The 23,955-nt window shown below is 34.9% G+C and carries 24 protein-coding genes; 10 read left to right on the top strand and 14 right to left on the bottom strand.

What is annotated here, in order from left to right; all coding sequences use genetic code 11:
- Positions 1-14: 14 nt before the first annotated feature.
- A complete protein-coding gene (locus C1634_RS06530) occupies positions 15-1,193 on the bottom strand; it encodes a hypothetical protein (RefSeq protein ID WP_109738078.1) in 1,179 nt (392 codons plus the stop codon).
- 1,100 nt (positions 1,194-2,293) lie between these two features.
- Between C1634_RS06530 and C1634_RS06525 the strand changes: the two genes are divergently transcribed.
- The 3 genes from C1634_RS06525 to C1634_RS06515 all read left to right on the top strand — a co-directional run bounded on the left by C1634_RS06525 (position 2,294) and on the right by C1634_RS06515 (position 4,858).
- Positions 2,294-3,304 carry a phosphotransferase gene (locus C1634_RS06525; RefSeq protein WP_103232243.1) on the top strand — a complete coding sequence of 337 codons (1,011 nt, stop codon included), beginning with the start codon at positions 2,294-2,296 and terminating at the stop codon, positions 3,302-3,304.
- Positions 3,305-3,627: 323 nt separating this feature from the next.
- The gene (locus tag C1634_RS06520) at positions 3,628-4,098 is read left to right on the top strand and encodes a hypothetical protein (protein WP_103232244.1); all 471 of its coding nucleotides are present in this window, start codon (positions 3,628-3,630) and stop codon (positions 4,096-4,098) included.
- A gap of 79 nt (positions 4,099-4,177) precedes the next feature.
- Positions 4,178-4,858, top strand: coding sequence for a hypothetical protein (locus C1634_RS06515; RefSeq protein ID WP_123921402.1), 681 nt, complete (start codon positions 4,178-4,180; stop codon positions 4,856-4,858).
- Between the two features lie 172 nt (positions 4,859-5,030).
- On the opposite strand, the gene C1634_RS06510 is transcribed toward C1634_RS06515, so the two are convergent.
- From C1634_RS06510 to C1634_RS06495, 4 genes are all read right to left on the bottom strand, one after another.
- Positions 5,031-6,320 (bottom strand): alpha/beta fold hydrolase, encoded by a 1,290-nt coding sequence (locus C1634_RS06510; RefSeq protein ID WP_109738077.1) that lies wholly within the window; start codon positions 6,318-6,320, stop codon positions 5,031-5,033.
- Positions 6,321-6,756: 436 nt separating this feature from the next.
- Complete coding sequence (locus C1634_RS06505; protein ID WP_103232253.1) at positions 6,757-7,224, bottom strand: MaoC family dehydratase; 468 nt, start codon at positions 7,222-7,224, stop codon at positions 6,757-6,759.
- Between the two features lie 293 nt (positions 7,225-7,517).
- On the bottom strand, positions 7,518-7,712 hold the full coding sequence (locus tag C1634_RS06500) for a cold-shock protein (RefSeq protein WP_103232247.1): 195 nt from the start codon (positions 7,710-7,712) through the stop codon (positions 7,518-7,520).
- A 126-nt stretch (positions 7,713-7,838) separates the two neighbouring features.
- A complete protein-coding gene (locus C1634_RS06495; protein ID WP_228410004.1) occupies positions 7,839-8,579 on the bottom strand; it encodes a DEAD/DEAH box helicase in 741 nt (246 codons plus the stop codon).
- A 431-nt stretch (positions 8,580-9,010) separates the two neighbouring features.
- On the opposite strand from C1634_RS06495, the gene C1634_RS06490 reads away from it, so the two are divergent.
- The 7 genes from C1634_RS06490 (at position 9,011) to C1634_RS06465 (ending at position 15,341) form a co-directional block, all read left to right on the top strand.
- Positions 9,011-9,958, top strand: a complete 948-nt coding sequence (locus C1634_RS06490) for a beta-1,6-N-acetylglucosaminyltransferase (RefSeq protein ID WP_109738076.1) — start codon at positions 9,011-9,013, stop codon at positions 9,956-9,958.
- 231 nt (positions 9,959-10,189) lie between these two features.
- The gene (locus C1634_RS06485) at positions 10,190-11,275 is read left to right on the top strand and encodes an NADH:flavin oxidoreductase (protein ID WP_103232250.1); all 1,086 of its coding nucleotides are present in this window, start codon (positions 10,190-10,192) and stop codon (positions 11,273-11,275) included.
- Between the two features lie 212 nt (positions 11,276-11,487).
- On the top strand, positions 11,488-11,853 hold the full coding sequence (locus C1634_RS06480) for a DsrE family protein (RefSeq protein ID WP_103232251.1): 366 nt from the start codon (positions 11,488-11,490) through the stop codon (positions 11,851-11,853).
- Between the two features lie 235 nt (positions 11,854-12,088).
- Positions 12,089-12,973 carry a helix-turn-helix domain-containing protein gene (locus tag C1634_RS06475; protein ID WP_109738075.1) on the top strand — a complete coding sequence of 295 codons (885 nt, stop codon included), beginning with the start codon at positions 12,089-12,091 and terminating at the stop codon, positions 12,971-12,973.
- Positions 12,974-12,985: 12 nt separating this feature from the next.
- The gene (locus C1634_RS06470; protein ID WP_103235085.1) at positions 12,986-13,453 is read left to right on the top strand and encodes a nucleoside deaminase; all 468 of its coding nucleotides are present in this window, start codon (positions 12,986-12,988) and stop codon (positions 13,451-13,453) included.
- 315 nt (positions 13,454-13,768) lie between these two features.
- Positions 13,769-13,933 (top strand): hypothetical protein, encoded by a 165-nt coding sequence (locus tag C1634_RS25930; RefSeq protein ID WP_153816317.1) that lies wholly within the window; start codon positions 13,769-13,771, stop codon positions 13,931-13,933.
- 250 nt (positions 13,934-14,183) lie between these two features.
- Positions 14,184-15,341 (top strand): acyltransferase family protein, encoded by a 1,158-nt coding sequence (locus C1634_RS06465; RefSeq protein WP_109738074.1) that lies wholly within the window; start codon positions 14,184-14,186, stop codon positions 15,339-15,341.
- A gap of 33 nt (positions 15,342-15,374) precedes the next feature.
- Here C1634_RS06465 and C1634_RS06460 read toward each other — a convergent pair whose 3' ends face one another.
- The 9 genes from C1634_RS06460 to C1634_RS06425 form a co-directional block, all read right to left on the bottom strand.
- Entirely contained in the window at positions 15,375-15,815 is a 441-nt protein-coding gene (locus tag C1634_RS06460; protein ID WP_103235087.1) for a lysozyme, read from the bottom strand.
- Positions 15,812-16,381, bottom strand: coding sequence for a hypothetical protein (locus C1634_RS06455; protein ID WP_123921400.1), 570 nt, complete (start codon positions 16,379-16,381; stop codon positions 15,812-15,814). The genes C1634_RS06460 and C1634_RS06455 overlap by 4 nt, the downstream gene beginning before the upstream one ends.
- Before the next feature lie 42 nt (positions 16,382-16,423).
- The gene (locus C1634_RS06450) at positions 16,424-17,740 is read right to left on the bottom strand and encodes an ATP-binding protein (RefSeq protein WP_109738073.1); all 1,317 of its coding nucleotides are present in this window, start codon (positions 17,738-17,740) and stop codon (positions 16,424-16,426) included.
- A gap of 977 nt (positions 17,741-18,717) precedes the next feature.
- Positions 18,718-19,455 (bottom strand): hypothetical protein, encoded by a 738-nt coding sequence (locus C1634_RS06445; RefSeq protein WP_109738072.1) that lies wholly within the window; start codon positions 19,453-19,455, stop codon positions 18,718-18,720.
- A gap of 790 nt (positions 19,456-20,245) precedes the next feature.
- Complete coding sequence (locus C1634_RS06440) at positions 20,246-21,103, bottom strand: hypothetical protein (RefSeq protein WP_103234963.1); 858 nt, start codon at positions 21,101-21,103, stop codon at positions 20,246-20,248.
- A 63-nt stretch (positions 21,104-21,166) separates the two neighbouring features.
- Positions 21,167-21,325 carry a hypothetical protein gene (locus C1634_RS25925; RefSeq protein WP_165835277.1) on the bottom strand — a complete coding sequence of 53 codons (159 nt, stop codon included), beginning with the start codon at positions 21,323-21,325 and terminating at the stop codon, positions 21,167-21,169.
- A complete protein-coding gene (locus tag C1634_RS06435; RefSeq protein ID WP_103234962.1) occupies positions 21,315-22,172 on the bottom strand; it encodes a hypothetical protein in 858 nt (285 codons plus the stop codon). The genes C1634_RS25925 and C1634_RS06435 overlap by 11 nt, the downstream gene beginning before the upstream one ends.
- A gap of 692 nt (positions 22,173-22,864) precedes the next feature.
- Entirely contained in the window at positions 22,865-23,275 is a 411-nt protein-coding gene (locus C1634_RS06430) for a 5-fold beta-flower protein (RefSeq protein WP_103234961.1), read from the bottom strand.
- Positions 23,276-23,426: 151 nt separating this feature from the next.
- Positions 23,427-23,954, bottom strand: coding sequence for a hypothetical protein (locus tag C1634_RS06425; protein ID WP_103234960.1), 528 nt, complete (start codon positions 23,952-23,954; stop codon positions 23,427-23,429).
- Position 23,955 lies beyond the last annotated feature (1 nt).

The following is a 23,955-nucleotide window of genomic DNA, read 5'->3' as shown; positions in this document are numbered from 1 at the left end:
TCGTTATATTAGAATTATTTAGAAAAACCAGATCCGCTGAGATTGAAAGTTCCGCTGGTAATAGATCTTGGAGTCGACAGATAGTTTACCTGAGGTTTATTACCATTATTTGCCGGCCAGTAATTCATCCAGCTGTTAGAGCCCCCATAATGCCCGGCGTCGTTTCTTGTTAAGTCTAAATCGGTGTATTTGATACCAGGATTTCCGGCATTTACATTCATCCCGGTTACCGTATACGCTACATTGTCGAAGTTCAGAGTCATTGATCCTGAATTGTCGCTCTGCGTCATATTACCTTCTGTTATAAAAGTATTGGTGAATACATTATAATTAGCCGTTATAGCCACGTTATTGCTTTTGTTTTGAATGCACGCATTGGTCCCTCCTACCACAAAAGAAGATGCATTGTTGATAATAGCAATATTTCCTGCATTAAGACTATTCCCTAAGTTGACGTAAAACGGAGCCGTATCTGCGGGAGTATAATTATAGACGGTATTGTTAATGATTTCGTTAGAGCTTCCTGCTTTAAGACCATAAATATAAATACCGGTACAAAAATTATTGTTGAATTTAAAATTATAATTGGATTGTGAATTGGATATAAACGAACTAGAGACATTACCATATACCTCAATATCAGATCCAACAGGGCTGCTGTCTTGTGTAGATATTACAGCAATACTTTGTGCTTTATTAGCGGTACATTTCCCGTGAGAAAACTTCAGCATTCCACTAATCGTACAGCCGGAGATATTAGTAGTGAAATTCACTTTGTCTGTTAAAACATTATGCAGTTCACAGTTCACAATATTAATAAAAGTTCTTCCTGTACCTATTGGAAAAGTTGCCTCTACATTGTACATGCCGTAATATCCTGAGCTCAGATTGCTGATTGTCACCGTTCTTCCTGTTGCCGGATTGATACTTATATTTCCCTGAATGATATATTTTGTATAATGGGTTTCGGAAACAAAAGTGAGCGATTTGTTGATAATCAGATTTTCTACATAAGCTTCTCCATTCGCTTTAGGCTGAATGATGATACGATCTCCATCTGAAGCCGCTGTGATTGCTGTACTTACGGTAGGATAAGCTCCGCCTGCTCCGCCGTTTCTAACATATAAATCAGCGGCAAAAGCCATAGTACATGATAAGCCTGTGAAGGCAACGATGAATAGTTTCTTTGTCATAATAGTGTAAAAATTATTGAGTTTATTATTAAATTATATTCTTTGGTTTTTTAATCATTTGCTTGCTGTTATTTTCCCATTGCACCCTTTACCGGGTACAGGATAATGGTATAAGGATTGGCATCAATAAATTACTATTGATTAAAAAATGTCTCGCTGACCGCGATGGTATAGTATCTTAACGGATACAACATGAAGTTTTCCCAGCTTTCAACAAAAGCATATCTCACCCCCGGATCGAAAGCGAAATCCCGGTCATCTTTTTTATACCAGCTATTCTTCCCATCTTGATGGACGGAAATAATCAAATAAGCCTTACAGGTTCTATAGGATTGGCAGCTCTCAAGAAATTCTGAGGATTTACTGTGTTGTTACATTGCCGGGAACATTTTAGTTTTGAGGTATTACAGAAATAAATACCGTGTAGTTTTGTTCTTTTTCATGGTTTTAATTAGTTTTAAAATACGGTTTTTAGTTTTTTTAGCAACAACAATATGATCAGCTATATTGATTTTATGTTGTTGATTACAAAAGTATATTTTTATTATGGATCATCAAATAGTGAATAAAAAAATAATATTATTTTAGCTTTTGAAAATCCGGTAAATAGGATATTTAATAATATAGCGCTGATGCCCCCTGCTTACTACCTGTTATTTCAAGTTTACCAGCATTGATCGTTTTTAGTACCTTCTTTTCCTAATATTGCCAAGCTTTTCTTTCAAAAGATAAAAATTCATATTTTTTATATCAATAATTTATCTAATATTGCAAAAAAACATAAAAAGCTCAAAACCAATGTCAGCCACTGTTGCAATGCTATTCTCGGCAGCGAATGTAACGGCTCAAAAAAAGAAATCAGCAGCTCCGTCAAGCCATGGGCTATTAGAGATACCTAAAGACGCTGAAATTAAGGTAATTTATTAACCTTCTGGCTAATTACCCTTTCACTCTGCAAAAGTGATTGAAATAGAAACCACATGATATAATCGTGTGGTAACAAGGGAGTAAAAGGAAAATTTATATAGATAATAGGTGTAAAACCGAAAAATGTTAACGAAATTGCAGATGCTTTATAATCCACTACGACCTAAGAACTGATGACAGAGAAATTTCCTACAATAAATAGTACACTTTCACCCAATGGGCTTGGCAAATTTATCCAACAAAAATATGAACTGACCGACAAAACGGAGTGCAGCATATTTCGACTTGCTATGAATCATTTATACATTGTTCATGATGGCGAAAACAAATACGTTTTTAGAGTTTACACCCATAATTGGCGGACTCAATTAGAAATTGAAGAAGAATTAAGACTTTTAACTCTCCTAAAAGAGGCAGACCGGCAAGTTGCTTTTCCAATAGCTGATACATCGAACAAATTCATTCAGGAAATTGAAGCTCCGGAAGGTACTAGATTTGGCGTTTTATTTTCGTATGCTAAGGGTACAAAGACAGCAAAATTTTCAGCTCAAACAAGCTTTCTAATTGGACAGGCACTAGCAAAAGTTCATCAATCGACAGAAAATATAGAACTGAGGAGAATATCTTACAATGCTCAGAACATGCTTAAAAACCCCGTTTTAAGAACAAAAGAATTCTATAGTAAAAATACCAACGAAATTGAATTTTTAGAAACCCTTTCTGCTTTTTTAACGCTAAAAATGGAAAATATTGAGCAACAGAAAATGAGATATGGAGCTGTTCATCTTGACGTTTGGTTTGACAATTTGCACATTGACGATGAAAAAGAAATAACATTTTTTGACTTTGATTTTTGTGGTAACGGTTATTTATGCTTTGACATTTCTTATTTCCTATTTCAGTTATTTTCAACCCATTTGAATGAAGAGGAATATCAAATAAAAGCAGATAGCTTCATCAAAGGTTACGAGACGATAGCTAAAATGAGTGAAGAAGAAAAAAAGTTTTTACCCTACGCATGTTTAGCAATTATGACCTATTACATCAGTGTTCAGTGCGACAGATTTGAATATTGGACCAATATTTTCCTGAATGAAGATCATTTAAAAAGAATGGTTGGGAATCTCAAACGATGGATTGCTTACAACAAAATTGAGATTAATAACCAACTTTTAACAAACTAAAATAGACAGACAAACGAGAATTACGTATGTCTTATAGAAATTTCAAAATAGTAAGCAGACAGTATTTACATTGACTTTTATATTAAAAAACAGCCATATCACAAAGCTTAAGACAGTACATTATAGATAGCAAAACATCCTTGGCAAGGTTTTAAACCTTGCCAAGGATATCAATCTGCTTTCATCACTATTCGAAAAATCCCAACCATGGAGCATGTTTAAAGGGATTATTTTGATAGGCTCAAAATCAGGAGATTTTCAAAAAAAACAGCATCTTTCAAAAGAAACTCCCAAATATTCCGTTTAATTCTTAAATTTGGCTCATGCGAAAGAATTTATACCTCATCATTCTATTATTTTCTCTTACCAGTTGCTATACTTATCAGGTAAAAAAGCAGGCGGATCCAACGGCTGACAATAAGCAAGACTCTAAAAAGAATACAGCGATTGCTAATACTACTGCTCCGCAAATGAATGGTACAGCAGCTTCATCCCCAAATCTGAACGCTCCACAAGCGCCTGCTCCGATCAATATTCAGGAGAAACTAGCCTCAGGTAAAAATGTTAAAATTGAAGTGGATGGTAAGAGTTATAAAGTAATCGTTGACAAGTGGGAAAATGACAGTCTGGTAGTCCACCCGGTTCGTAATGCTAAAAAAATCATGAAATTCCATAAGAATCAGATCAATAGTGAGAAAATTGCAGAAAAACGATTTTCACAACCTATCGCTGATATTCTTACGGTTACGGCTTATACTGCAATTGGTGTTGGAATCTATCTTCTTGTCCGCTAATTTTTCAACCTTTTCTGATAATCAGAAAACCTATATTTGAGCATTAGTGGGAATTGTAGAACACCAAAAAGCTTACAATATGAAAATAAAATTGAGCTATCTGTTTATTATACTCTATACCCTTGTAAGCGGCCAGGGAAAATCAATCATTAATGACCTGGAATTTTCTAACTATTCGGGGCATCCAAAAAAAGTGACAGAGATCATCACGTTTTCACCTCAGAACATTAACAAAAGTATTTCCTATTTTGACAAAGAGGGCTTTCTCACAAAAATTGAACGTTATAATTCAACCACCATCGAATTTCCTGATAAAAGATTGATCAGTGACTTTCTTATCTACGATTCAAAGGATAAAGCTAAACGCCATTTCAAAAGCATTAATCCTGGAAATAAGAAGATAGAAACTACCGGCTATTTTGAAAAAATTTCCGATTCTTTGTATAAAAGAGTTTCAAATGCTGCTGATCACAAGATGTCGCTTACCAAGTTGTTTTACTTTGACAAAAACAACCGCCTTATAAAAACAGAAGAAACAGGGAATTTTTATGAAACCCCGATTAACAATACCATCTTGTACACTTATACCAATGCCATAAAAAGTGAAATGCTTCTTGAGGATGCCATTCAGCAAAAAAAATCTCAACTTATCTATAAAAATGTGAAGCTTGACGCCAATTCAAACTCTATTTATGAGGAATTGGTAGACGATAAGGGAATTGTACAACAAAAAATAGAAAGAGCATTTGAATATTATTAATTGAAAACTATTGCTAACAGTAGTCTTTCAAAATAGCCGTCCCCAGAAAACGGTATAGAAAATAACTGATTGACAACAGCCCCTCTCCTCCCGGAAACTTACTGACTTTGAAGATGCAAATGCTATAAAATAAAATCCCTTCGCCATATTTGGGAAGGGATTATTTTTAACCTTAACTGGTAAAAAAATCTACAACAGCTTTGTTGAAAATTCCGGGGATTTTTTCTGGTGCTTCGTGGTCAGCTCCTTTAAAAATTAATAACTTGCTGTTGGGGATTTTTTCGGCAATGAGTTTGGTGTGCTTTTCTTTTACAACATCGTGCTCACCAGCCATGATCAGGCTTGGCGATTTTATTTTCTCTAAAGAATTAGGGTCAATATGCGGTTCGTTGATGAGCAGCATTTTCAACCGATAATCCATATTATTTTCTGCAATACCACGCTCTTTCATGGCTTTCACCTGTTCTTTCAGCAGAACATTCGTCTCTTTCGTCACAGAACTGTCATCATTGTATAAGACAGTGCCCATAATGGCCATTTTGTTCACCTTATCCGGATAATCTCTTGCGAGGATAACGGCAATATTTCCCCCATCACTCCATCCTAAAACATCTACTTTCTTTAATCCGAGTTGATCCAGGAATGCATTTACATCTTTAGCCATAAGCTCATACGTCAAAGGCGTTTCGTCACCTGAAGATTTTCCCTGTCCGCGGCTGTCCAGTGCTATCACCTGAAAACCTTTGGTAAGGGGATCAAATTGATTTCTGAAGGCTCCCATAGAAGAATTATTGCCATGCAGCAAGAGAACCGGTGTTCCGTTGCCGTATATTTCATAATAAAGCTTCACCCCATTCACCTCAGCATATTTTCCCATCTCAGCGTTATTTCCAAGTGTTGGCTTTGTTTTTACATTCGAATTATCAATGTAAAGTGATTGTTTCCCTGAATAGAATTTTTCTGATGATGTCGCCACTTTTACATGATCATCTTTCTGAAAGTTTTTCCATTCTTTGAGATCTTCATTTTCAAAATCGCCGTTCTTCAGAGGTATTTCAATTTTGTTTTTACCATCTAAAACATAGAGTTTCAAATCGTCTATGAAATAGTTATCATTTCCGGCAAAAGCAAACCCTATTGTTAAAAACTTTGTATTTGAATCTATTTTTCCTTTCAATTCATAAGGGCTCCATTCATTTTTTTTGTAATATTCCCCTGCATCCTCATTATAAAAGGGTTGTTTTATCACCTTAGAATTGGCATCCACATTCCTTACAGCCAGAACCGTCCAGGAGGAATTCGTCATATTATTCGTATACCATATTTTTGCCTCAAGCAAAAAATTTTTCCCTTTGTACTGCTCTACTGCTACGGGTTGGTAAAGTTCATAGAATTGCGCTTTTGCAAAGGTTACCAGAAGGAAAATGAAAACAGAAGCTATTTTAGTACGATATCCAAACATATTCTTTTAATTTTATTATATGGGCTGTCCTTAATGTAGATATGAAATTACCTTGATATAGAAAATCCTGCTTTGTTTTGCAGCCTTTCTATTCCAGACAAATATATAAATAAAACACCATATGGTGTCTTGTTTTTTTTCATTATTATTTTGCTGTAATTACAGGGTAAGATTCGAAATTAAGGGTTTAAGTTTCTCATTAGAAAATGAAGGAAACTGATATACCAGCGCAGTATATTAAAATAAGATGTTTCTAAAGATAGGGTTTCCCGTAATGTAAGGAGTAAATATCGTCTTACATTGTATGACTTAAATACAATATATTATGGAAACCATAAAATCAATTAAACCAGGCCCAAAGCCTGATAAGTCTGGCGGAACACCAGACAGAAGGAAAAGAATAACGCCGGAAACAAAACCGAAGTATATTTGAGGTTTAAGAGGCGCTGATAAAATGATAAAGGAAAACCACGTCACCCGTATAGGCTGGTTTTATATGATCTTTGATTAATAGTTTGGCCTCAACAACCGCCTTTACAGTCCCCCGAAGGTTGATCACTGATTTTACAGTTGCCTGCAGTCTTACCTCACTATTTACCGGAACAGCTTCACCAAATTTAAGGTTTTCTATTCCGTAGTTGATTTCCATTTTTACATTTCTAACATCTGCAATCTGCTTCCAGAGATAGGGAATCAAAGACAATGTTAAATAACCATGAGCAATGGTAGATTTAAAAGGACCTTCTTTTTCTGCCTTTTCCTTATCAGTATGAATCCACTGATAATCTAAAGTTGCATCTGCGAATCTATCGATCTGCTCCTGATCTATTTTATGCCAGGCAGAAGCTCCTATTATCTGACCCTCAAGAGCCTTATACTCATTAAAACTATTGATAATAATCATATTATTTTCTGAAGCTTTTGAGAAATTAGAATATATACAATTGTTATCATAATCACTGTAACAATTGTAAATCAAGTCTCATCTATTTAAATCCCTCAAAAACCTCTCACATACAGTAAGAGGTCAGTGAACATGATGAAATAAAAACGAATCTCATTGTCATCAATGTTCTTTCAAATCATATATCCAGATACTGAAGAGTACGGATTTTGAATTTGTAAAAAAAATATAAAAATATGAGACTTGATATTATAAAGGATGTTATATTAACATACTTGTAATTGAGATCTAAATTATGCCAACTTTACGTTAACAGCATTTAAACCTTTATCACTTTTTTGTACATCAAAAACTACTTTATCATTCTCACGGATCACTCTTGTAGTTAATCCTGAAGAATGTACAAATATGTCTTTACTTCCATCTGCCGGAGTAATAAACCCGAAGCCTTTTGCTTCATTGAAAAATTTTACGGTGCCTTCTTGCATTGTAATTATTATTAAAAATTGTATATTTTATCTGTACACTTTACAGATTTTATTTATTAAAAATCCCTGACAGGCAGTAAGCCGTATCAGTTTTGAATCTTTTTACATTCTAAACGCTTATCCACATTACACAATGAGATAGCGGTTACTTCTCCCGATGCCATCAACCAGTAAATCCGTTTTTTTTTCATTTTCTACAAAAAAGGGTGACTGCTTAGCAGGTTGTGTTGTAGAAGAAACGGGATTCACAATAATCTCTATGGGATTATTGAGGATCGTTTTGGCAATACTTTTTATACTTGCCGGCATTGTTTTAGAGAAAAATAAGGTTTGTCTTTTTGGGGAAATCAGTTTTAAAATCTTTTTTACATCATCTACAAATGCCTTATCAAGCATTCTGTCTGCCTCATCCAAAACAAATATTTCAATTTTAGAAAGATCAATATGTCTATGGCTAATCAAATCCAGCAGTCTTCCAGGTGTTGCCACCAAAATATCTACCCTCTTTCTAAGGGCAGCAAGCTGGCTCCCAATAGAAACACCTTCATAAATGGAAAGTAGAGACAATGGTAAATACTTACTGTAAATTCCAAGGTTTTCTTCTATTTCTATTGCCAATTCTCGTGTTGGGGTAAGTATGAGAGTTCGTATTTCTTTATGTTCCGGGGTATGTCTTTTTAGCAGTTGCAAAATAGGCATTGCAAAGGCAGCTGTTTTCCCCGAACCCGATTCAGCACACCCTACAATATCCCTTCCAGCTAAAATATGCGGAATTGCGGTATACTGTATTTCAGTAGGCTTAGAATATCCGGCTTCTGTCATGGCGCGGATAATTGGGTTGATTAAATTTAAATTTTTAAAACTCATTATAAATTCCGGTCTTCCGGTAGTTTGTAAGCAAATCTGATTATCAGAATTTGAGTTGGTGTATTGACAAACTAGTAAAGACTATTCCTTTTTTGTTTATCTTTTTTCTTGCTTTAGCTACAATAATGACCTTAATATATCATTGATAACCAGCAATAACATATCGCTTTTATCTACAATAGAACTTTATAATCTCTGATTTCTGCTGTTGAAACTGATTATAAATTGGTAGCTGAAAAAGCAAAACTGAAAGAAAAAATTGTGATTTTAAACTATTACAGAATAGCAAAGGCAGTGACCTGTTTTATAAATGTTTTGCAAAAATACAATAAAAAAAATGCATTTAATCGATTGATTATCAAAAATATATTCGTAGCTTCCGCACGTCAACCCAATTATTTGCAAATGCGGATGATTTTAAGATCCTTAGTATGCAAACGCCTTCCCCCATAGCAAAACCTTATCCCAAGACTTTAGGTTCCTCTACATCTCCACATGTAAGAATTGCTTATTTTATCATGGTACATCATAAGCCTGAACTGTTTAAAGAGATGTTTCAGAAGATCTATACAAGAGATCAGTTTTATCTTATCCATATTGATAGAAAAACCAAATCAAAAATTATAGAAGAAATACAGCTTTATATCATTCAGTTTCCTAATGTCTATATTCTGGACAGTCTGAATATCGTTTCCGGGGGATTCAGCATGGTTCAGGCTGAGCTTAATGCAATGGAATTTCTTCTAAATGTAAGCCGGGAATGGGATTATTTTATTAACCTGAGTGGTGAAGACTATCCCCTTAAGTCACAAAATATTATCCGAGAATTTCTTACCATCAATAAAGGCCGAAATTATCTTTTTTATTATGATCAGAAATTTTACAGACCCGATACCCTTCAAAGAATACAAAATCATTTTACCGAATTAGCCCATATGATCTCCTCACTCATTTATAAAAGAACATTTATGAAAGGAGTGACCCCTTATATCGGAGGAAAATGGTTTATTTTCACAAGAGAAACCTGCTCGTTTTTAGCCAATAACCAAATGGTAATGGATTTTGAAGATTACTATTTTCATACTTTTTTACCTGCAGAATCATTTTTTCAGACTGTTCTGATGAATACGTCATTTAATGATATCATCATCAATGATGACAAAAGAGCCGTGCTGGAGAAATCGGTCTTCCCCAACAAACAGAATACCTTCAATTATATCAAGTCCCTAAAAGCCAGTAATCAGCTTTTTATCAGAAAGATAAACAATAAGATTGATGAAAGTATCCGAAAATATATCGAAGAAAGTTTTCTTTCTCCCCTACCTTATGTAGATGAAATTGAAAGAGAATTGAAGAGGGATAATCTTCAAAATAACTGACTTTGATCACTCTATAATAGTAATCTCTATGTTTTAAAATCTCAGCACTCCTGAGATTTTTTGTTGTACGGAAAAGTCCAGCATATGATTTTATTACATGGATAGATTATTACGGGTATGTTGTAGAAAACATCCATCATATCATTAAAATCATCCATTTTTCACCGCAACTTATAACCGCAACTTTGCAACAGACAAAATTGATACGTACAACCTTAAAATTAAAATAAAATGTCTGTTTCCGATTTATTCAAACCCCTCACCTTTCTTCACGGTCCGGCTATGAGAAACCGTTTTATGCTGGCCCCCCTTACGAGCCAGCAAAGTAATCATGACGGTACCGCCTCCCAATACGACCAATATTGGATGGAACAGCTTGCCCAGGGCGGCTACGGCCTGATTCAAACCAGTGCATCTACAGTAGAAGCTGGAGCTATCGCCTTTGAACGCCAGATGGGTATTCATAGTGATCAACATCTTCCGGGATTAACTCAAATGGCCGCAGCAATTCGGGAAGGAGGAGCATTATCTGCGGTACAGCTACACCATGCCGGACACAGAGCAAAACCATCAATAGGAGGAATACCCGCTCCTGCCTCCGATAAAACAGTACCGAATATCAAGGCCCTCACCACCGAAGAAGTGGAACGAATCCGTGACAGCTTTATCACCGCTTCCAGGAGGGCACAGCTTGCAGGATTTAATGGGATTTCAGTACATGGTGCTTTTGGATGGATTCTTTCGGAGTTTTTGTCTCCTCATCTCAATGACAGGATGGATCAATATGGAGGCAGTATAGAAAACCGTGCCCGTTTTACCCTTGAAGTCATTGAAGGTATCCGAAAAGCCTGTGGTCCCGATTTTCAGATTGGCTGGCGATTGTCGATTGAACGGTATGGACTGCGTTTGGAGGAATTGCGTGAGATTACTGCTGAAATTTTTGATAAGGAATTGATTGACTATCTGGATCTGGCTCTCTGGGATTCGGCTCAGCTTGTCCGGGAAGGATCATTTCAGGGAAAAAAAATGCTCAGCGTTTTCACAGAACTTCCGCGTAAAGGAGTACGTTTGGGTGCTGCCGGAAAGATAATGAGTGCACAACGTGCAGGAGAACTGCTGGATGAAGGCTGCGATTTTGTCCTGATTGCAAGAGCCGGGATTCTTCAACGGGATTTTCCGCTTCAGGTACAGGCCAATCCATTATACGACAGCCCTACGCTCCCTGTCACAGCCGATTTCCTTCGTAAAGGCGGGCTGAGTGAACGTTTTATTGAAACAATGAGAGGCTGGCAGACCTTCGTGAAACCGGGATCATAATATATCCTTCTCCTCCATATTCATTAGCGTAAAGCGAACTTTATCATGAAGGTTCGCTTTATTTTTTTCAATACATCCTTGCTGATTTTGAAAGAGGTCATGCGGACCACGAATGAGACCGTGCAAAAAATCTCCATGACAAAGTAAAAATCATCCATTCTTTAACGAGCGTTATTCCCACATCTTTGCAGTGTAAAATAAAATTTTCTACAATGAAAAAAACAGCAATTATTATTCTTTCAGATCCTAAAGCGGGTTCAGAAGAAGCTATGGGAAGAGTGTTTAATGCTTTAGCATCTGCATATGAATTCAAACATGCAGGGGAAGAGGTAAAGATCATTTTTCAGGGCACGGGTGTCAGATGGCCAGAACAACTTGAGAAAGATGATCATCCTGTACATGGGCTTTATAATGAAGTTAAAGATTATGTTCATGGTCTTTCAAAAGGCTGCGTTGCCGTATTTGGAACTGAAGTTTCCGGATATGAATTACTCAACGAAAATGAAGTTCCCGGAACTCCCGGCCTGCCAAGCTTCCTTACTCTCAGAAATGAGGGCTATGATATTTTGATTTTCTAACAGTTTTATATGCTGTCCTTCGAAATTTTTGGAGGGCAGTTTTGAGGTAAGATGAGGATCGAGATTCGAAGAAGAAGGTGGACTTTAACCGTGTCAAGGTTTAAACCTTGGCACGGTTAAGTATTCAACGGACAAAATGAATCAGCCTGTTCTCAAGCTCTGATATGGAACTCAGCAGCGTCCCGCTTCAAACTTCATTCCTCCATTAAAAAATATTAATTAAATTGCAGGTATCATGTTATCACAATCTGTCTATACACTCATCAATCAACAGAATGGAAATCTGGCTTTCAAGCTATTTGAGTTTGATAACAACAGTTATTTTGATCATATTCAGCGTAATAACTATTTTACGCTTATATTGATTACTTCAGGAGAGGGTGTTGCGACCGTTGATCTTTCCGATTATTCTTTCAAAGAAAATACGTTGTTTGCCTTTTATCCTTATCAGCCCTTTATGCTTTGGTCTGTAAAACCCATTAGAGGCATTTCTATACAGTTTCACCATGACTTTTTCTGTATTTACCGGCATCATCAGGAAATTGCAGCCAATGGTATTTTATTCAACAATGTGTATCAGCAGCCTTTTATCTGTCTGGATGAATTGAGTAAAAGTTCTGTTTTGAATCTGATCACGGGGATCGCCAATGAATTAAAAGCAGATGCTTTCAGGAAAGATGAAGTACTGGTTTCTTATCTTAAAATTCTGCTGGTAACTGCAACGAGGATAAAACTGGAGCAACAGTCGGTTCAGGATTCGGAAACGGCCAATATAAAGCAGCAATTCCTTATTCAGAATCTTAAAAATGCGATAGAGAATCATTTCCGGGTAAAACATTCTGCCAGTGATTACGCCGACTTACTGAATCAAACACCTGCTTCACTCGCAAGGATTACAAAAAATCATTTTAATAAAACGCTTTCTGATCTGATCACTGAACGGATCATTATTGAAGCAAAGAGGGAATTGTATCTTACGGATAAAACGATCAAAGAAATCGCCTATGAGCTTGGATATGAGGACGAATACTATTTCAGCAGGCTTTTTAAAAACAAAACAGATATTTCACCTCAGATTTACCGAAATACCATCGGGTTCAACAGAGGTTGCGAATCCTAATTAAGAATAATCATGAACAGTTATAATCAATACATGCTTGAATGCATCGAACTTGCAAAACAGGCATTGGAAAAAGGAAATCCACCGGTAGGATCTCTACTGGTTTTTGAAGATCAGATTATCGGCAGAGGAGTTGAATCCGGGAAATCAAGTGGAGATATTACACAGCATGCAGAAATTCTGGCGGTAAAAGATGCTTTGAACAATGGGTACAGAGATATTTTAGACCAATCTGTGATGTTTTCTACCCATGAGCCCTGCATCATGTGCTCTTACCTCATCAGGCATCATCAAATTTCTAAAATTGTTTTTGGTATTTCCGTTCCTTTGGTGGGCGGACAGTCTTCAGAATTTAAAATTCTGGAAACCGAAACCATTCCCAAATGGGGAAATAAGCCTGAAATAGAAACGGGAATATTACAACACGAATGTGAAGCTTTGAATAAGCAGTTTGCAGAATATCTTTCTCAACAGAAATAATATGACAAAAATTCTAATGCTTCCTAGTTTGTAATTTGGAAGGATTCCAACCTTCAACAGGCCAAAGCAGTATGTAATAGCACTGCCCTATTCCAATAAAAAATCCCTCAAAGCGAGGGATTGTATTCTAATATATTTAGCTTAAAAAGCAGTGAATATTTTTGTACTTATCCCCCTTGTAAAGGTCCTTCCCAGATAGAGTACAATTAATTCTTCTTGAAAATAAATAATTACGAAAACCCGAAACAGATCCCATTATGGAAACCTGGAATGCTTATTATTTGCTTTTGTCATTTATTTTTACTATATTGATACATGAAAAAAATTGAAAATCAAGGTAGTATAACGCATGCAGGTAAAATGAACGAACGATCAAAAGCACTAGAAGTTCTTGAAAAAGCAAAGCAAACACAAGGAAAAGTCACCTTCCTAAGACAAGGAGCCGGAAGAAACTTTAAGCCAAAAAATGAGGAATCCTAAGAGGATATTAAAGTAAATGTATGGAATATAAAGTTAGGTGATAACTTGCCTGATAGAAATCTTTATTTGAAGACGCTTCAGATAAATAAATAATGATTTCTATATTTCCAAAATAAACAATCCCCACCTAACAGTGGGGATTGTTTATTGTAAGAATTGATTTATTTTACATTACAGATTCCCCAAATTATGATTTATTTTAATCTTTATATATTTGTGAAAATACAATATTGAAAATATTTTCTATAAAATGAAATTAATAACCGCTTTTAAAATTCACTTAGATAAAAATAGAGTTTTTGGATTAGATGTTTTACGATTTTTTGCTATCACATTTGTTGTTTTAAGTCATGCATTAATTTACTTACCAAAAGACGTTGCAAGAATTTTGACATATTTTATTTTTGATGGGGTAACTATTTTTTTTGTTCTAAGTGGTTTTTTAATTGGAGGAATTCTGATTAAAATATTAGAAAAAGGAGCATTTACTTTCAACAAGTTATTGGACTTTTGGAAAAGGAGGTGGTTTAGAACTCTTCCGGCTTACTTCTTAGTGCTTTTCCTTTTATTGGCATTAAATAAAGTATTTAACGAAAATTTTGTTTTTGATTCCAGTATTATAAAATATTTTCTCTTTCTACAGAATTTTAAAACAGTTCACCCCAATTTTTTTCCTGAAGCCTGGAGTTTAAGTGTGGAGGAGTGGTTTTATTTGCTTTCTGCAATAATAATTTTTTCTTTAATTAATCTTTTTAAATTCAATTCAAAAAATGCTGTCCTAGTAACAATTATATCAATAATATTATTCACTACCTTTTTTAGAGCATATCGGCTTTTATATAATATTAATGTAACAGATATTAACATCTGGGATTCATATTATAGGAAACAGGTTATAACAAGGCTTGACAGTTTGATGTATGGAGTTTTAGCAGCATATATTAAATTTTACGCCAAAAACTTTTTTGAAAAATATAAAAAAGTCTTTTTTATATCAGGAATTATATTAGCAGTAATACACCAATTTTTTATTATGAATTACGGACCTAATACCTTTTTTGGTGCAACTTTAAGCTTTTCGATGATTTCTATTTATGCTATGTTATTGCTGCCGTTTTTAGATTCAATACGATCAGCGCCAAAAATAATATTAAATCCTATTACCTATGTTAGTTTAACTTCTTACAGCATGTATTTAATAAATTATTCGCTAGTCCAAGAGTGGATAATAGGTAAGGTTGATTTTTTACATTCTCCTCAGCTGCTCAATACAGGCATAACTTTTTGCATCTATTTATGCTTAGTGATGATGATTTCAATTTTAATGTATAAGTATTTTGAAGTGCCTACCACAAAACTAAGAGATAAACTAGTTAAAGTCAAACCACAGAATGTGATGATAAGATAATAAACATAATCCCCACGTAATAGTGGGGATTATTTATTTCGAAAAGAACATATCTGCTTCCGCTTTTCTTCTTCGGATCAAACCATTTAAAGTTTTTCCGCCCGCGGTAATATATTTCGTGGTGAACCAATTTCTGATCTCAGACTCTCCTGCTTTTTTATTGACTAAAGAAAACAAACCATCTGAGCCTCCGGTATTGTAAGTGTGCGATACAAGGGCATCAAATTGATTTTGGGTAAGACCTACTTTGATTTTATTGTACACTATTTTTTCATACGTTGGTAAAACAGAGGAAAACAGTTCTGCTCCTTTTTCTTTGCTGATGGCAGGATCTGTCATGGTTACTTTCTTTCCACCCGGATAATAGGTATTTCCGTATCCTATGGTGGGAATTTTTGCGGAATCGAGGTAAGGCTTGGAACTGAAACCTTCAAATGATAAAATCAGGTTGATTCCTTTTTGTGATGTTTTCATTTCTTAAAATATTTATAGGTAAAAAAGAGGAGTATTAAAGTGATTCCCAAGATGGTCATGAAAATCCAGGCTGCAATTTCAAATCCACTCACTGTTACTTTTTTTGTTTCTTCAGAGACTTTCGAAGCTACTTCTTTGACGGCTTCTTTTGAAACTACTTTCTGAGCTGAATCCTGAATACTATTTGTAAACACTGATTTTTTAACTTCTGATTTTTCACGATCAGCCTTTGTATAACGGTTACTGATTGTGTATTCTGCATTTCCCATGATGGAAATACTTTGAACAGTATCACTTCCTATAACATTATGATAAACAAAGGGATTGGATGTATCAGATTTTCCTGTGATCAACAGCTCTCCGGATATTTCATTTTTCTTTTCCTGTACTAAAGTATCAGTATATTCATTTTGAATGGATGTTGAATGGTGTACGCTCAAAGAATCCGTTTTCACTTTTTCCGTTTCTTTTCTATCTTCTTTATAAGTGGTTGTCATTTTCTGCTTACTTCGGCAGCCCAATAAGAGACTGCTCAATAGAAGCAATAATAGAATATTTGTTTTCATCGGTTTTATTTTTTTAATTGAATGAGTTTACATCACCGGTTCTTATGTAAATATTTTATCTTCTTTCACATATTCTTTTTTGATACTTTCTAATAACATGTCTAAGCTTACTTTGTAACCCGATTCTTTTAATGCAATTGTTTTTAAACTTACATCTTGTATAACGTTCATAATATTAGACCCGGTGAGTTCGTATCGTTTGGCGATGTGTTCCAGATTGATGTCTTCAAGCTGTAATTGTTTGGGTAAATTCTGCTGCCAGATACGCAGACGCTCTTCATGCTTTGGATTATTGAATTGTATGCAGCTATGAAAGCGTCGCGTAAAGGCTTTATCCATATTATTTTTAAAGTTGGATGCCAGAATAATAAGCCCTGAAAATGTTTCTATCCGCTGCAGCAAATAAGAAACTTCCTGATTGGCATATTTGTCGTGAGCATCTCTTACAGAGGTTCGTTTTCCGAAAATAGCATCTGCTTCATCAAAAAATAAAATCCAGTTTTTATTTTCAGCTTTGTCAAATAATTTCGACAATTGCTTTTCTGTTTCTCCGATATATTTTGAGACCAGCATGGAAACATCTACTCTGAAAATAGGTCGTTTGGTATATTTTCCTAAAAGGCTGGCTGCAAGAGTTTTTCCGGTTCCCGGTTCTCCATAAAACAATACCCGGAAGCCCGGCTTAAGTTTTTTCTGCATGCCCCAGTCTTCCATAAGAATCCGGCTGCTGTTGTACCATGCTTCAATACTCTGAAGTTCATGTAACGTGGCTTGAGGAAGTATCAGGTCTGTCCAGGATCTACCGGTGTGCAGCTGTTCTGCCGGAAAATCATTACTCATTTTCGGCAATACTTCTGATCCAAAAATTATAGTATTAAAAGCTTCGTGGTGGATACTTATCTGGCTGTTCATTGAGGCATACTCGTGCGCTGAATTTGAAAAAACAATGAGTTCTTCTTTTATCAAAACCGAATCTGGACTCAAATAATCCAGTGCTTTCAATCGTTCTGAAATATTATCTCCACCCAGAATATATTGTATCGCCTGAACTGTAGGATAAAAGAGCCTGCCATTATCATTGGTTGAACAAAAGTCAAACAGCATCGTATTGGGAAACTCCAGATAAATGCGTTTCAGCAATGATGGATCCAATCGTGGTAATAAAGCCATTAGGATAATAACAACTTCCTGATGGGCAAGCTCTTTCCCTGAAATATAGTCGCCTAATTGAAAGCCTTCATGGTCATTAGGTTTAAACTCAGGTGCTCCTATAGTAAAATCTTCTGAAGAATTATTGATACGCCATGTAATAACCTGTTCTAAATGAGTAAATAATTTTTGTATTTGTTTAGGCTCCATTGGTTTTTAGTCTTTTATATTTTTGAAAGCAACCTTTAATAGGCTGCTAAAAAGAAAACCTCAACCGAAAAGTAGCTCACATTAGAGAGTCTTACCCAAACTGCCGTAGCCGTTCTTTGTGGAAAGTTTCTCACTCATTGGAATTCCTACTTTTTAAAGAATTAATCCTACGCCTGAAAGAAAACTTTAGATTTCACAATCTATCGTTCTGCTTCATGGATGAGATTCTTATGATTGCTCATTAGAAAATTCCAGTATTCCAGTCGCAAAAGGCTTCCCATTATTGAGGATCTTACTCGATTGAGGATATGTTTGTATGTTGATAAAATAGCGTGTACTCCATCTTTATTAAAGAGGTTTCCACTCTATTCTGAGATTTGCTTTAATAAACCTCAACCGAAAAGTAGCTCACATTAGAGAGTCTTACCCAAACTGCCGTAGCCGTTCTTTGTGGAAAGTTTCTCACTCATTGGAATTCCTACTTTTTAAAGAATTAATCCTACGCCTGAAAGAAAACTTTAGATTTCACAATCTATCGTTCTGCTTCATGGATGAGATTCTTATGATTGCTCATTAGAAAATTCCAGTATTCCAGTCGCAAAAGGCTTCCCATTATTGAGGATCTTACTCGATTGAGGATATGTTTGTATGTTGATAAAATAGCGTGTACTCCATCTTTATTAAAGAGGTTTCCACTCTATTCTGAGATTTGCTTTAATAAACCTCAACCGAAAAGTAGCTCACATTAGAGAGTCTTACCCAAACTGCCGTAGCCGTTCTTTGTGGAAAGTTTCTCACTCATTGGAATTCCTACTTTTTAAAGAATTAATCCTACGCCTGAAAGAAAACTCTAGATTTCATAATCTATCGTTCTGCTTCATGGATGAGATTCTTATGATCGCTCATTAGAAAATTCCAGTATTCCAGTCGCAAAAGGCTTCCCATTATTGAGGATCTTACTCGGTTGAGGGGATGTATTAATCAATAATATAATTGATCACATCAGTATCGTCTCGTCCTAAAATAATTTTTATATTAACGGGAGCCGATCTGTATTTTTTTCCATTCACATTAATTTCCAAAAGCATTTGAATAAGAGAAAATGGTTTTCTATGATGAACTGAATATCTAAATGAACCAGGTCTGTTGAAAGTGCCTGATGGATAAAATTCTTTTAAACTTGCATTGGGTCTGAAATAGTTAATAGGATTAATATCAATCACCATTTCATTAGACGTTACAGGATATTCGGACTGTCTGCCTAAAGATTTTGCATCTAATGGGCGTTCCTTGTAATAACCAGCGTCTTTAAAACGACCACTTTGAAGCCTTTTTTTCTGCTTGTATCGTTTGATGATAATCTGAGGCTGGTATTTATCAATATCTAAGTCGTTTGATAATTTTACATGTAAGAATTTATATTTTACATTACCACTTAAAACATGCTTATATTTATCTATCTTCGGTGCTCCTGTCCCATCATCTTCAATGTTTAGATGTCCTCTTCCTGAATTCTGGATATTTTCAGCTACATAGAAATGATAGTTTTTCCCTTTCCAATTTCCTGATGCCTTGACCTCCAGTCCGAAATTAAACTCATTTAAATGGACATAATTATCTATAAATTGGCCAAATTGACTTTGTGTTGGATATTTACCGGTTTCAAAATAGGTTTTCAACTCCTCTCTTTGGGTAAATTTATTGTTTTCTTCCATGATTATTTTAATTTTCTTTAGTGCTTATGTTCTTCGTGTAACTGTCTTTCTGGATTCAATTATTATCTATTATTTACAGGGCAAAATTCCTCTTTTTTTTGGTCTTATAAAAGTTTTTCGGCCTCTCTATCCTGTAGTTGCAGTAAGTCTTATTTTTATAATAATCAGATAATTACATACTCTATTTCAAAAATTAACCCTTCATTATTTCTAACAAAGTTTTTGTTTCCCGCTTGCAGGAAATGTGTTATTTATTCTTGAAAAAATAGATCTGATCAGCCTTTATTCTGCTTCCTGGATGAGTTCCTGATTCTTTCACATCAGAACGTTTCAAGATTTCAGGAGCAAAAGGCTTCTATTATTGAAAATCTTACTCGATTGAGAGTGTATTTTAGTAATGGGTAAGGAGTTGATTACATCTTCCCGTCCTGCGATCCTACATCAGTTTATATTAATAGGACACGCTTTGTATTTTGTTACCTAACAGCAATCGCTATTGGTGTTATGATTTACAGTTCAAAATTAATCACTTTTTTGTTCTTATAAAAGTTTTTTGCCCTTCCTATCCTGTAGTTGCAGTATCTCTTATTTTTCTAATCATCAAATGATTGGTCAATTGGTTTTAAATTTCCACCCTTATATTTTTTCTAATGCATTTTTGGTGAATTTTTAAAATATTTAATTCTCTTTTAGCTTTGTATCACAACGATTTCCACGTTCCCTAAAGTTTCTTTACAAAGATTGATGAGCTTTTAAAATGTTGGTTCTTCCTCAAATATTTTCAGTTTGATTATTTTCCAATGACAGCGTAATTACATTCGATTCTTATATTTCTGATTCCCTTTACGCGATCGCCCCCAAAAATATTTTGATTATTTTGTCCTGCATGTAAGGAAGCCGTCATTAAAAGCGCATCCTTATCCGCATCATAGACCTTACATTCGATGGACTGACTGATCTCACGAAGATCTGCACTATACGCAAATTCCAAATAATCCCATGCATCATAATGATCGGTAATAATATCTTTAAAGGTATACTGATGTCCCCAATAAGTTGACTGTACTGTATATCGAATGGCAGCCTGTGTTGCATTAACAAACTTAATGTTTGTGTTTACAATGTTTACTTTTTGTCCAAAATCTTGTTTGAATACCCGTAAGTACAATATTCTACTCTCCCCTGTTCCAAATTCAAACCCATCAGGGATCGCAGGCAGATTATTTCCGAACATTTTAGTTATCGTAAAGGCTTCACCAATATTACAACTCAAATAATAGTATTCGGTTCCTTCCAATCCTTCTACCGAGAATTCTTTTGCTTTAATGGTATAGGGTGAGCTGCCAAATAAGTATCGTTTTTCATCGCCACGGTATTCTCTTATGGTGATCATCTGATCTTCCTCATCCTTTGAACCTATGGCTGCTACGAATTTCTCATTTCCAATATTTACTCCAGAATAGTAAATGTTTGCGTTATCTATACTTTCCAAACTATTGGCAATGATTACGGCTTCTTTATTGCTCAGGTTATCCCCCTTATGTTTTAAAGAATCTATTAAATCCGAAAATTGATTTTGTGTAGGATATTTTCCCGTTTCAAAATAGGTTTTTAGCTTGTCTCTTGTAGTTAAATTATTTTTTTCCATACTATTTTACTATTTTTTACTGCTTTTGTTATGAGCATATTGCTTTTTGGATTCCATTACTATTTATGATGTAAAAGCCGAAATTCTGCTTTTATTTGTTGCTGTAACCGTTTTTTGAGCTTTCCGCTCTGTAGTTGCAATAATCCTTATTTTTTCAGAAATGGTGTAAAGTTTTAAGATGTTGATTCTTGCCCAAATATCTTCAGTTTGATTATTTTTCATTTTTAGAATAATTACATTCGATTCTTATATTTCTGATCCCAGCTATCTGACCGCCATACCAAGCATCCTGGATTTGCCCGCCATACAGGTGGCTTGTCGCTAAAAGACTGTCATTGTCTGAATCATAGATATCACACTGTATGGACTGATTGATTTCCCGAAGGTCTGCCTTATAAAAGAAAGATAAATAATCCTGTACATCATAATGATTGGTGACAGTGTCTTCGGCTTTGAATTTATCACTCCAGAGGCCTCCATCCACCCTATATTGGATAAGCATTCCAGTTTTATTAACAAATTTAATTTTTGTATTGACAATCTTTACATTTTGCCCAAAATCTTGTTTAAAAATTTGTAGAGATAATATCTTACTCTCCAGTACTCCAAATTCAAACCCATCAGAAATTGCATCCAAGCCATTTCCAAACAATCTGGCAATCGTATAACTTTGACTTATCTGGCAATTCAAAAGATAATATTCGGTTGCTTTTAATGTTTCTCCTGATATTCCTTTTAATTTAATGGTGTAAGGTGCACTGCCTAAGAAGAATTGCTTTTCCATAGTATTGTTGGTTTCTCTTACCGTAATCACCTGATCTTCTTCATCCTGTGAGATTACAACAGTCTGGAATTCTAAATTTCCAATATTGTTTGTACGATAGTAAGCGAATGCATTATCAATAATTGCCAACCTATTGGCAAGGATTACCATTTCTTTATTGGTCAGTACATCTTCTTTATGTTTTAAGGAATCTATCAAATCTGAAAATTGACCTTGTGTAGGATGTTTACCGGTTTCAAAATAGGTTTTTAGTTTGTCTCTGTTGGTTACGTTATTTTCTTCCATAATTCTTTTCTATTCTTACTACTTATATCATGAGTGTAATTGCTCTTTTGCAGCCTATGGCTATTGATGATTTTAAAGTTCAAAATTCATCATTTTTTCATTCCTGCGAAAGTTTTTGGAGCTCTCTATTCTGTAGTTGCAGCACCCTCTATCTTTTAAGAATCAAATGATTGGCTACTTAAATTCTAAGACCAAAATTCATCCTTTTTTTATTCCTGTGAAAGTTTTTGGAGCCCTCTATTCTGTAGTTGCAGTAACCCTCTATCTTTTAGAATCAGATGATTGGTTACTTAATTTCTAAGCCCAAAATTCATCCTTTTTTTATTCCTGTGAAAGTTTTTGGAGTCCTCTGTTCTGTAGTTTCAGTAACCCTCTATCTTTTAGAATCAGATGATTGGTTACTTAATTTCTAAGCCCAAAATTCATCCTTTTTTTATTCCTGTGAAAGTTTTTGGAGTCCTCTGTTCTGTAGTTTCAGTAACCTTATTTTTCAGAATAATTATAGACCGTTGGCTTTTGTCGGTTTGAACATTTTTTAGTTATAAAGAGAGGTAAAAGTGTATTGAAAAATTGTTTAAAGATCCAATCAATGTATGTTTATCATTGAAAAAAGGCTTAGATTATAAAATCCAAGCCTTTTTATTTTACTTTATAGGTCTAGCGAGATTATTTCTTCTTCGCTGAGCTGATGATCAATTTAATTTAAAAAAGAAATATACTACTGCTACCCATTCTTTTCTAACTCCTCTGGCATAGCCAATAGTACTGTGGCTGCTGTTTTCTACCGTTCCGTCGTCTTTGATGTAACCAATGGTTGAATGGCTGCTGTTTTCTACTGTACCGTTGCTTTTTACGTACCCAACCGTAGAACGACTGCTGTTTTCTATAGTACCATCACTTTTGATATAACCAATGGTACTGCGACTCTTATTTTCAATAGTACCGTCACCTTTAATGTAACCCACCGTTGAATGACTGCTGTTTTCTATGGTACCATCACTCTTGATATACCCTGTAGTACTGTGGCTTCCGGATTCTATGGTCTGAGCACTTATAATGGAAAGGCTAAAAAGGAGGGAGCTAATGAGTAGTATTTTTTTCATGGTTTTACTATTTTAATGGGGTTATTGGTTTGATTTATATACTGTAAAGTTACAAGCAAAATTCTATATCTTTATCACAGTGTAGTCCATTTTATGGAAATAAAAAAATCGAAGCTTCTAAAAAATAGAAACTTCGATGTATGATTTATTTTTATTTATCTTTTAAATACTCTTCCAAACTCCATTCATCAGTGGGCTCTAGATAACGCTCTACTTTTACCGGTGTACCCAAATTATGTATACGTAAGCCATTATCTTCATCACCTCCATAAAACTTCCATTTGCGCGTATCTGGCTCAACACCCATTTTTGCTATTATTTTTAAACTCTGATCTATTTCTGCCACTAAAAAACAATTTGTTAGCTTTTTTGTACTAGCGCTTGGATTAGGAATAGAAACATAACATGCCCATACTGTATTGTATTTTTCATTATTATATTCGCTTATTTTGAATAAATGACGAGAAGCTGGATATGAGGGATTATCTTCATAAAATATGTCGGGCTTAGGACTTGTTAATACCGGCAAACCCAAACCAACAGTAATATCATTCATATAAGATTTTATTTCCTCAGCCAATTGATTATAATTATCAAATTCTCCTTTTTTTTCTCCTAAATAAATTGCTTCCTGTTCTTTTTTAAATAAAAAATCTAATAATTCTTTTACTTCTTTCATA

This window comes from Chryseobacterium viscerum (assembly GCF_002899945.2).
In the GTDB taxonomy this organism is placed as follows: domain Bacteria; phylum Bacteroidota; class Bacteroidia; order Flavobacteriales; family Weeksellaceae; genus Chryseobacterium; species Chryseobacterium viscerum.
This window is presented reverse-complemented; position numbering and strand designations above follow the sequence as displayed.

Excerpts from the sequence above, each read along its gene's own strand:
- C1634_RS06515 (WP_123921402.1), top strand. The coding sequence starts at position 4,178 with ATGAAAATAAAATTGAGCTATCTGTTTATTATACTCTATACCCTTGTA.
- C1634_RS25925 (WP_165835277.1), bottom strand. The coding sequence starts at position 21,325 with ATGAAAAATAATCAAACTGAAGATATTTGGGCAAGAATCAACATCTTA.
- C1634_RS06525 (WP_103232243.1), top strand. The coding sequence starts at position 2,294 with ATGACAGAGAAATTTCCTACAATAAATAGTACACTTTCACCCAATGGG.
- C1634_RS25930 (WP_153816317.1), top strand. The coding sequence starts at position 13,769 with ATGAAAAAAATTGAAAATCAAGGTAGTATAACGCATGCAGGTAAAATG.
- C1634_RS06480 (WP_103232251.1), top strand. The coding sequence starts at position 11,488 with ATGAAAAAAACAGCAATTATTATTCTTTCAGATCCTAAAGCGGGTTCA.
- C1634_RS06485 (WP_103232250.1), top strand. The coding sequence starts at position 10,190 with ATGTCTGTTTCCGATTTATTCAAACCCCTCACCTTTCTTCACGGTCCG.
- C1634_RS06520 (WP_103232244.1), top strand. The coding sequence starts at position 3,628 with ATGCGAAAGAATTTATACCTCATCATTCTATTATTTTCTCTTACCAGT.
- C1634_RS06450 (WP_109738073.1), bottom strand. The coding sequence starts at position 17,740 with ATGGAGCCTAAACAAATACAAAAATTATTTACTCATTTAGAACAGGTT.
- C1634_RS06500 (WP_103232247.1), bottom strand. The coding sequence starts at position 7,712 with ATGCAAGAAGGCACCGTAAAATTTTTCAATGAAGCAAAAGGCTTCGGG.
- C1634_RS06490 (WP_109738076.1), top strand. The coding sequence starts at position 9,011 with ATGCAAACGCCTTCCCCCATAGCAAAACCTTATCCCAAGACTTTAGGT.
- C1634_RS06510 (WP_109738077.1), bottom strand. The coding sequence starts at position 6,320 with ATGTTTGGATATCGTACTAAAATAGCTTCTGTTTTCATTTTCCTTCTG.
- C1634_RS06440 (WP_103234963.1), bottom strand. The coding sequence starts at position 21,103 with ATGGAAAAAAATAATTTAACTACAAGAGACAAGCTAAAAACCTATTTT.
- C1634_RS06470 (WP_103235085.1), top strand. The coding sequence starts at position 12,986 with ATGAACAGTTATAATCAATACATGCTTGAATGCATCGAACTTGCAAAA.
- C1634_RS06530 (WP_109738078.1), bottom strand. The coding sequence starts at position 1,193 with ATGACAAAGAAACTATTCATCGTTGCCTTCACAGGCTTATCATGTACT.
- C1634_RS06465 (WP_109738074.1), top strand. The coding sequence starts at position 14,184 with ATGAAATTAATAACCGCTTTTAAAATTCACTTAGATAAAAATAGAGTT.
- C1634_RS06445 (WP_109738072.1), bottom strand. The coding sequence starts at position 19,455 with ATGGAAGAAAACAATAAATTTACCCAAAGAGAGGAGTTGAAAACCTAT.
- C1634_RS06455 (WP_123921400.1), bottom strand. The coding sequence starts at position 16,381 with ATGAAAACAAATATTCTATTATTGCTTCTATTGAGCAGTCTCTTATTG.
- C1634_RS06460 (WP_103235087.1), bottom strand. The coding sequence starts at position 15,815 with ATGAAAACATCACAAAAAGGAATCAACCTGATTTTATCATTTGAAGGT.
- C1634_RS06505 (WP_103232253.1), bottom strand. The coding sequence starts at position 7,224 with ATGATTATTATCAATAGTTTTAATGAGTATAAGGCTCTTGAGGGTCAG.
- C1634_RS06495 (WP_228410004.1), bottom strand. The coding sequence starts at position 8,579 with ATGAGTTTTAAAAATTTAAATTTAATCAACCCAATTATCCGCGCCATG.
- C1634_RS06475 (WP_109738075.1), top strand. The coding sequence starts at position 12,089 with ATGTTATCACAATCTGTCTATACACTCATCAATCAACAGAATGGAAAT.
- C1634_RS06430 (WP_103234961.1), bottom strand. The coding sequence starts at position 23,275 with ATGAAAAAAATACTACTCATTAGCTCCCTCCTTTTTAGCCTTTCCATT.
- C1634_RS06425 (WP_103234960.1), bottom strand. The coding sequence starts at position 23,954 with ATGAAAGAAGTAAAAGAATTATTAGATTTTTTATTTAAAAAAGAACAG.
- C1634_RS06435 (WP_103234962.1), bottom strand. The coding sequence starts at position 22,172 with ATGGAAGAAAATAACGTAACCAACAGAGACAAACTAAAAACCTATTTT.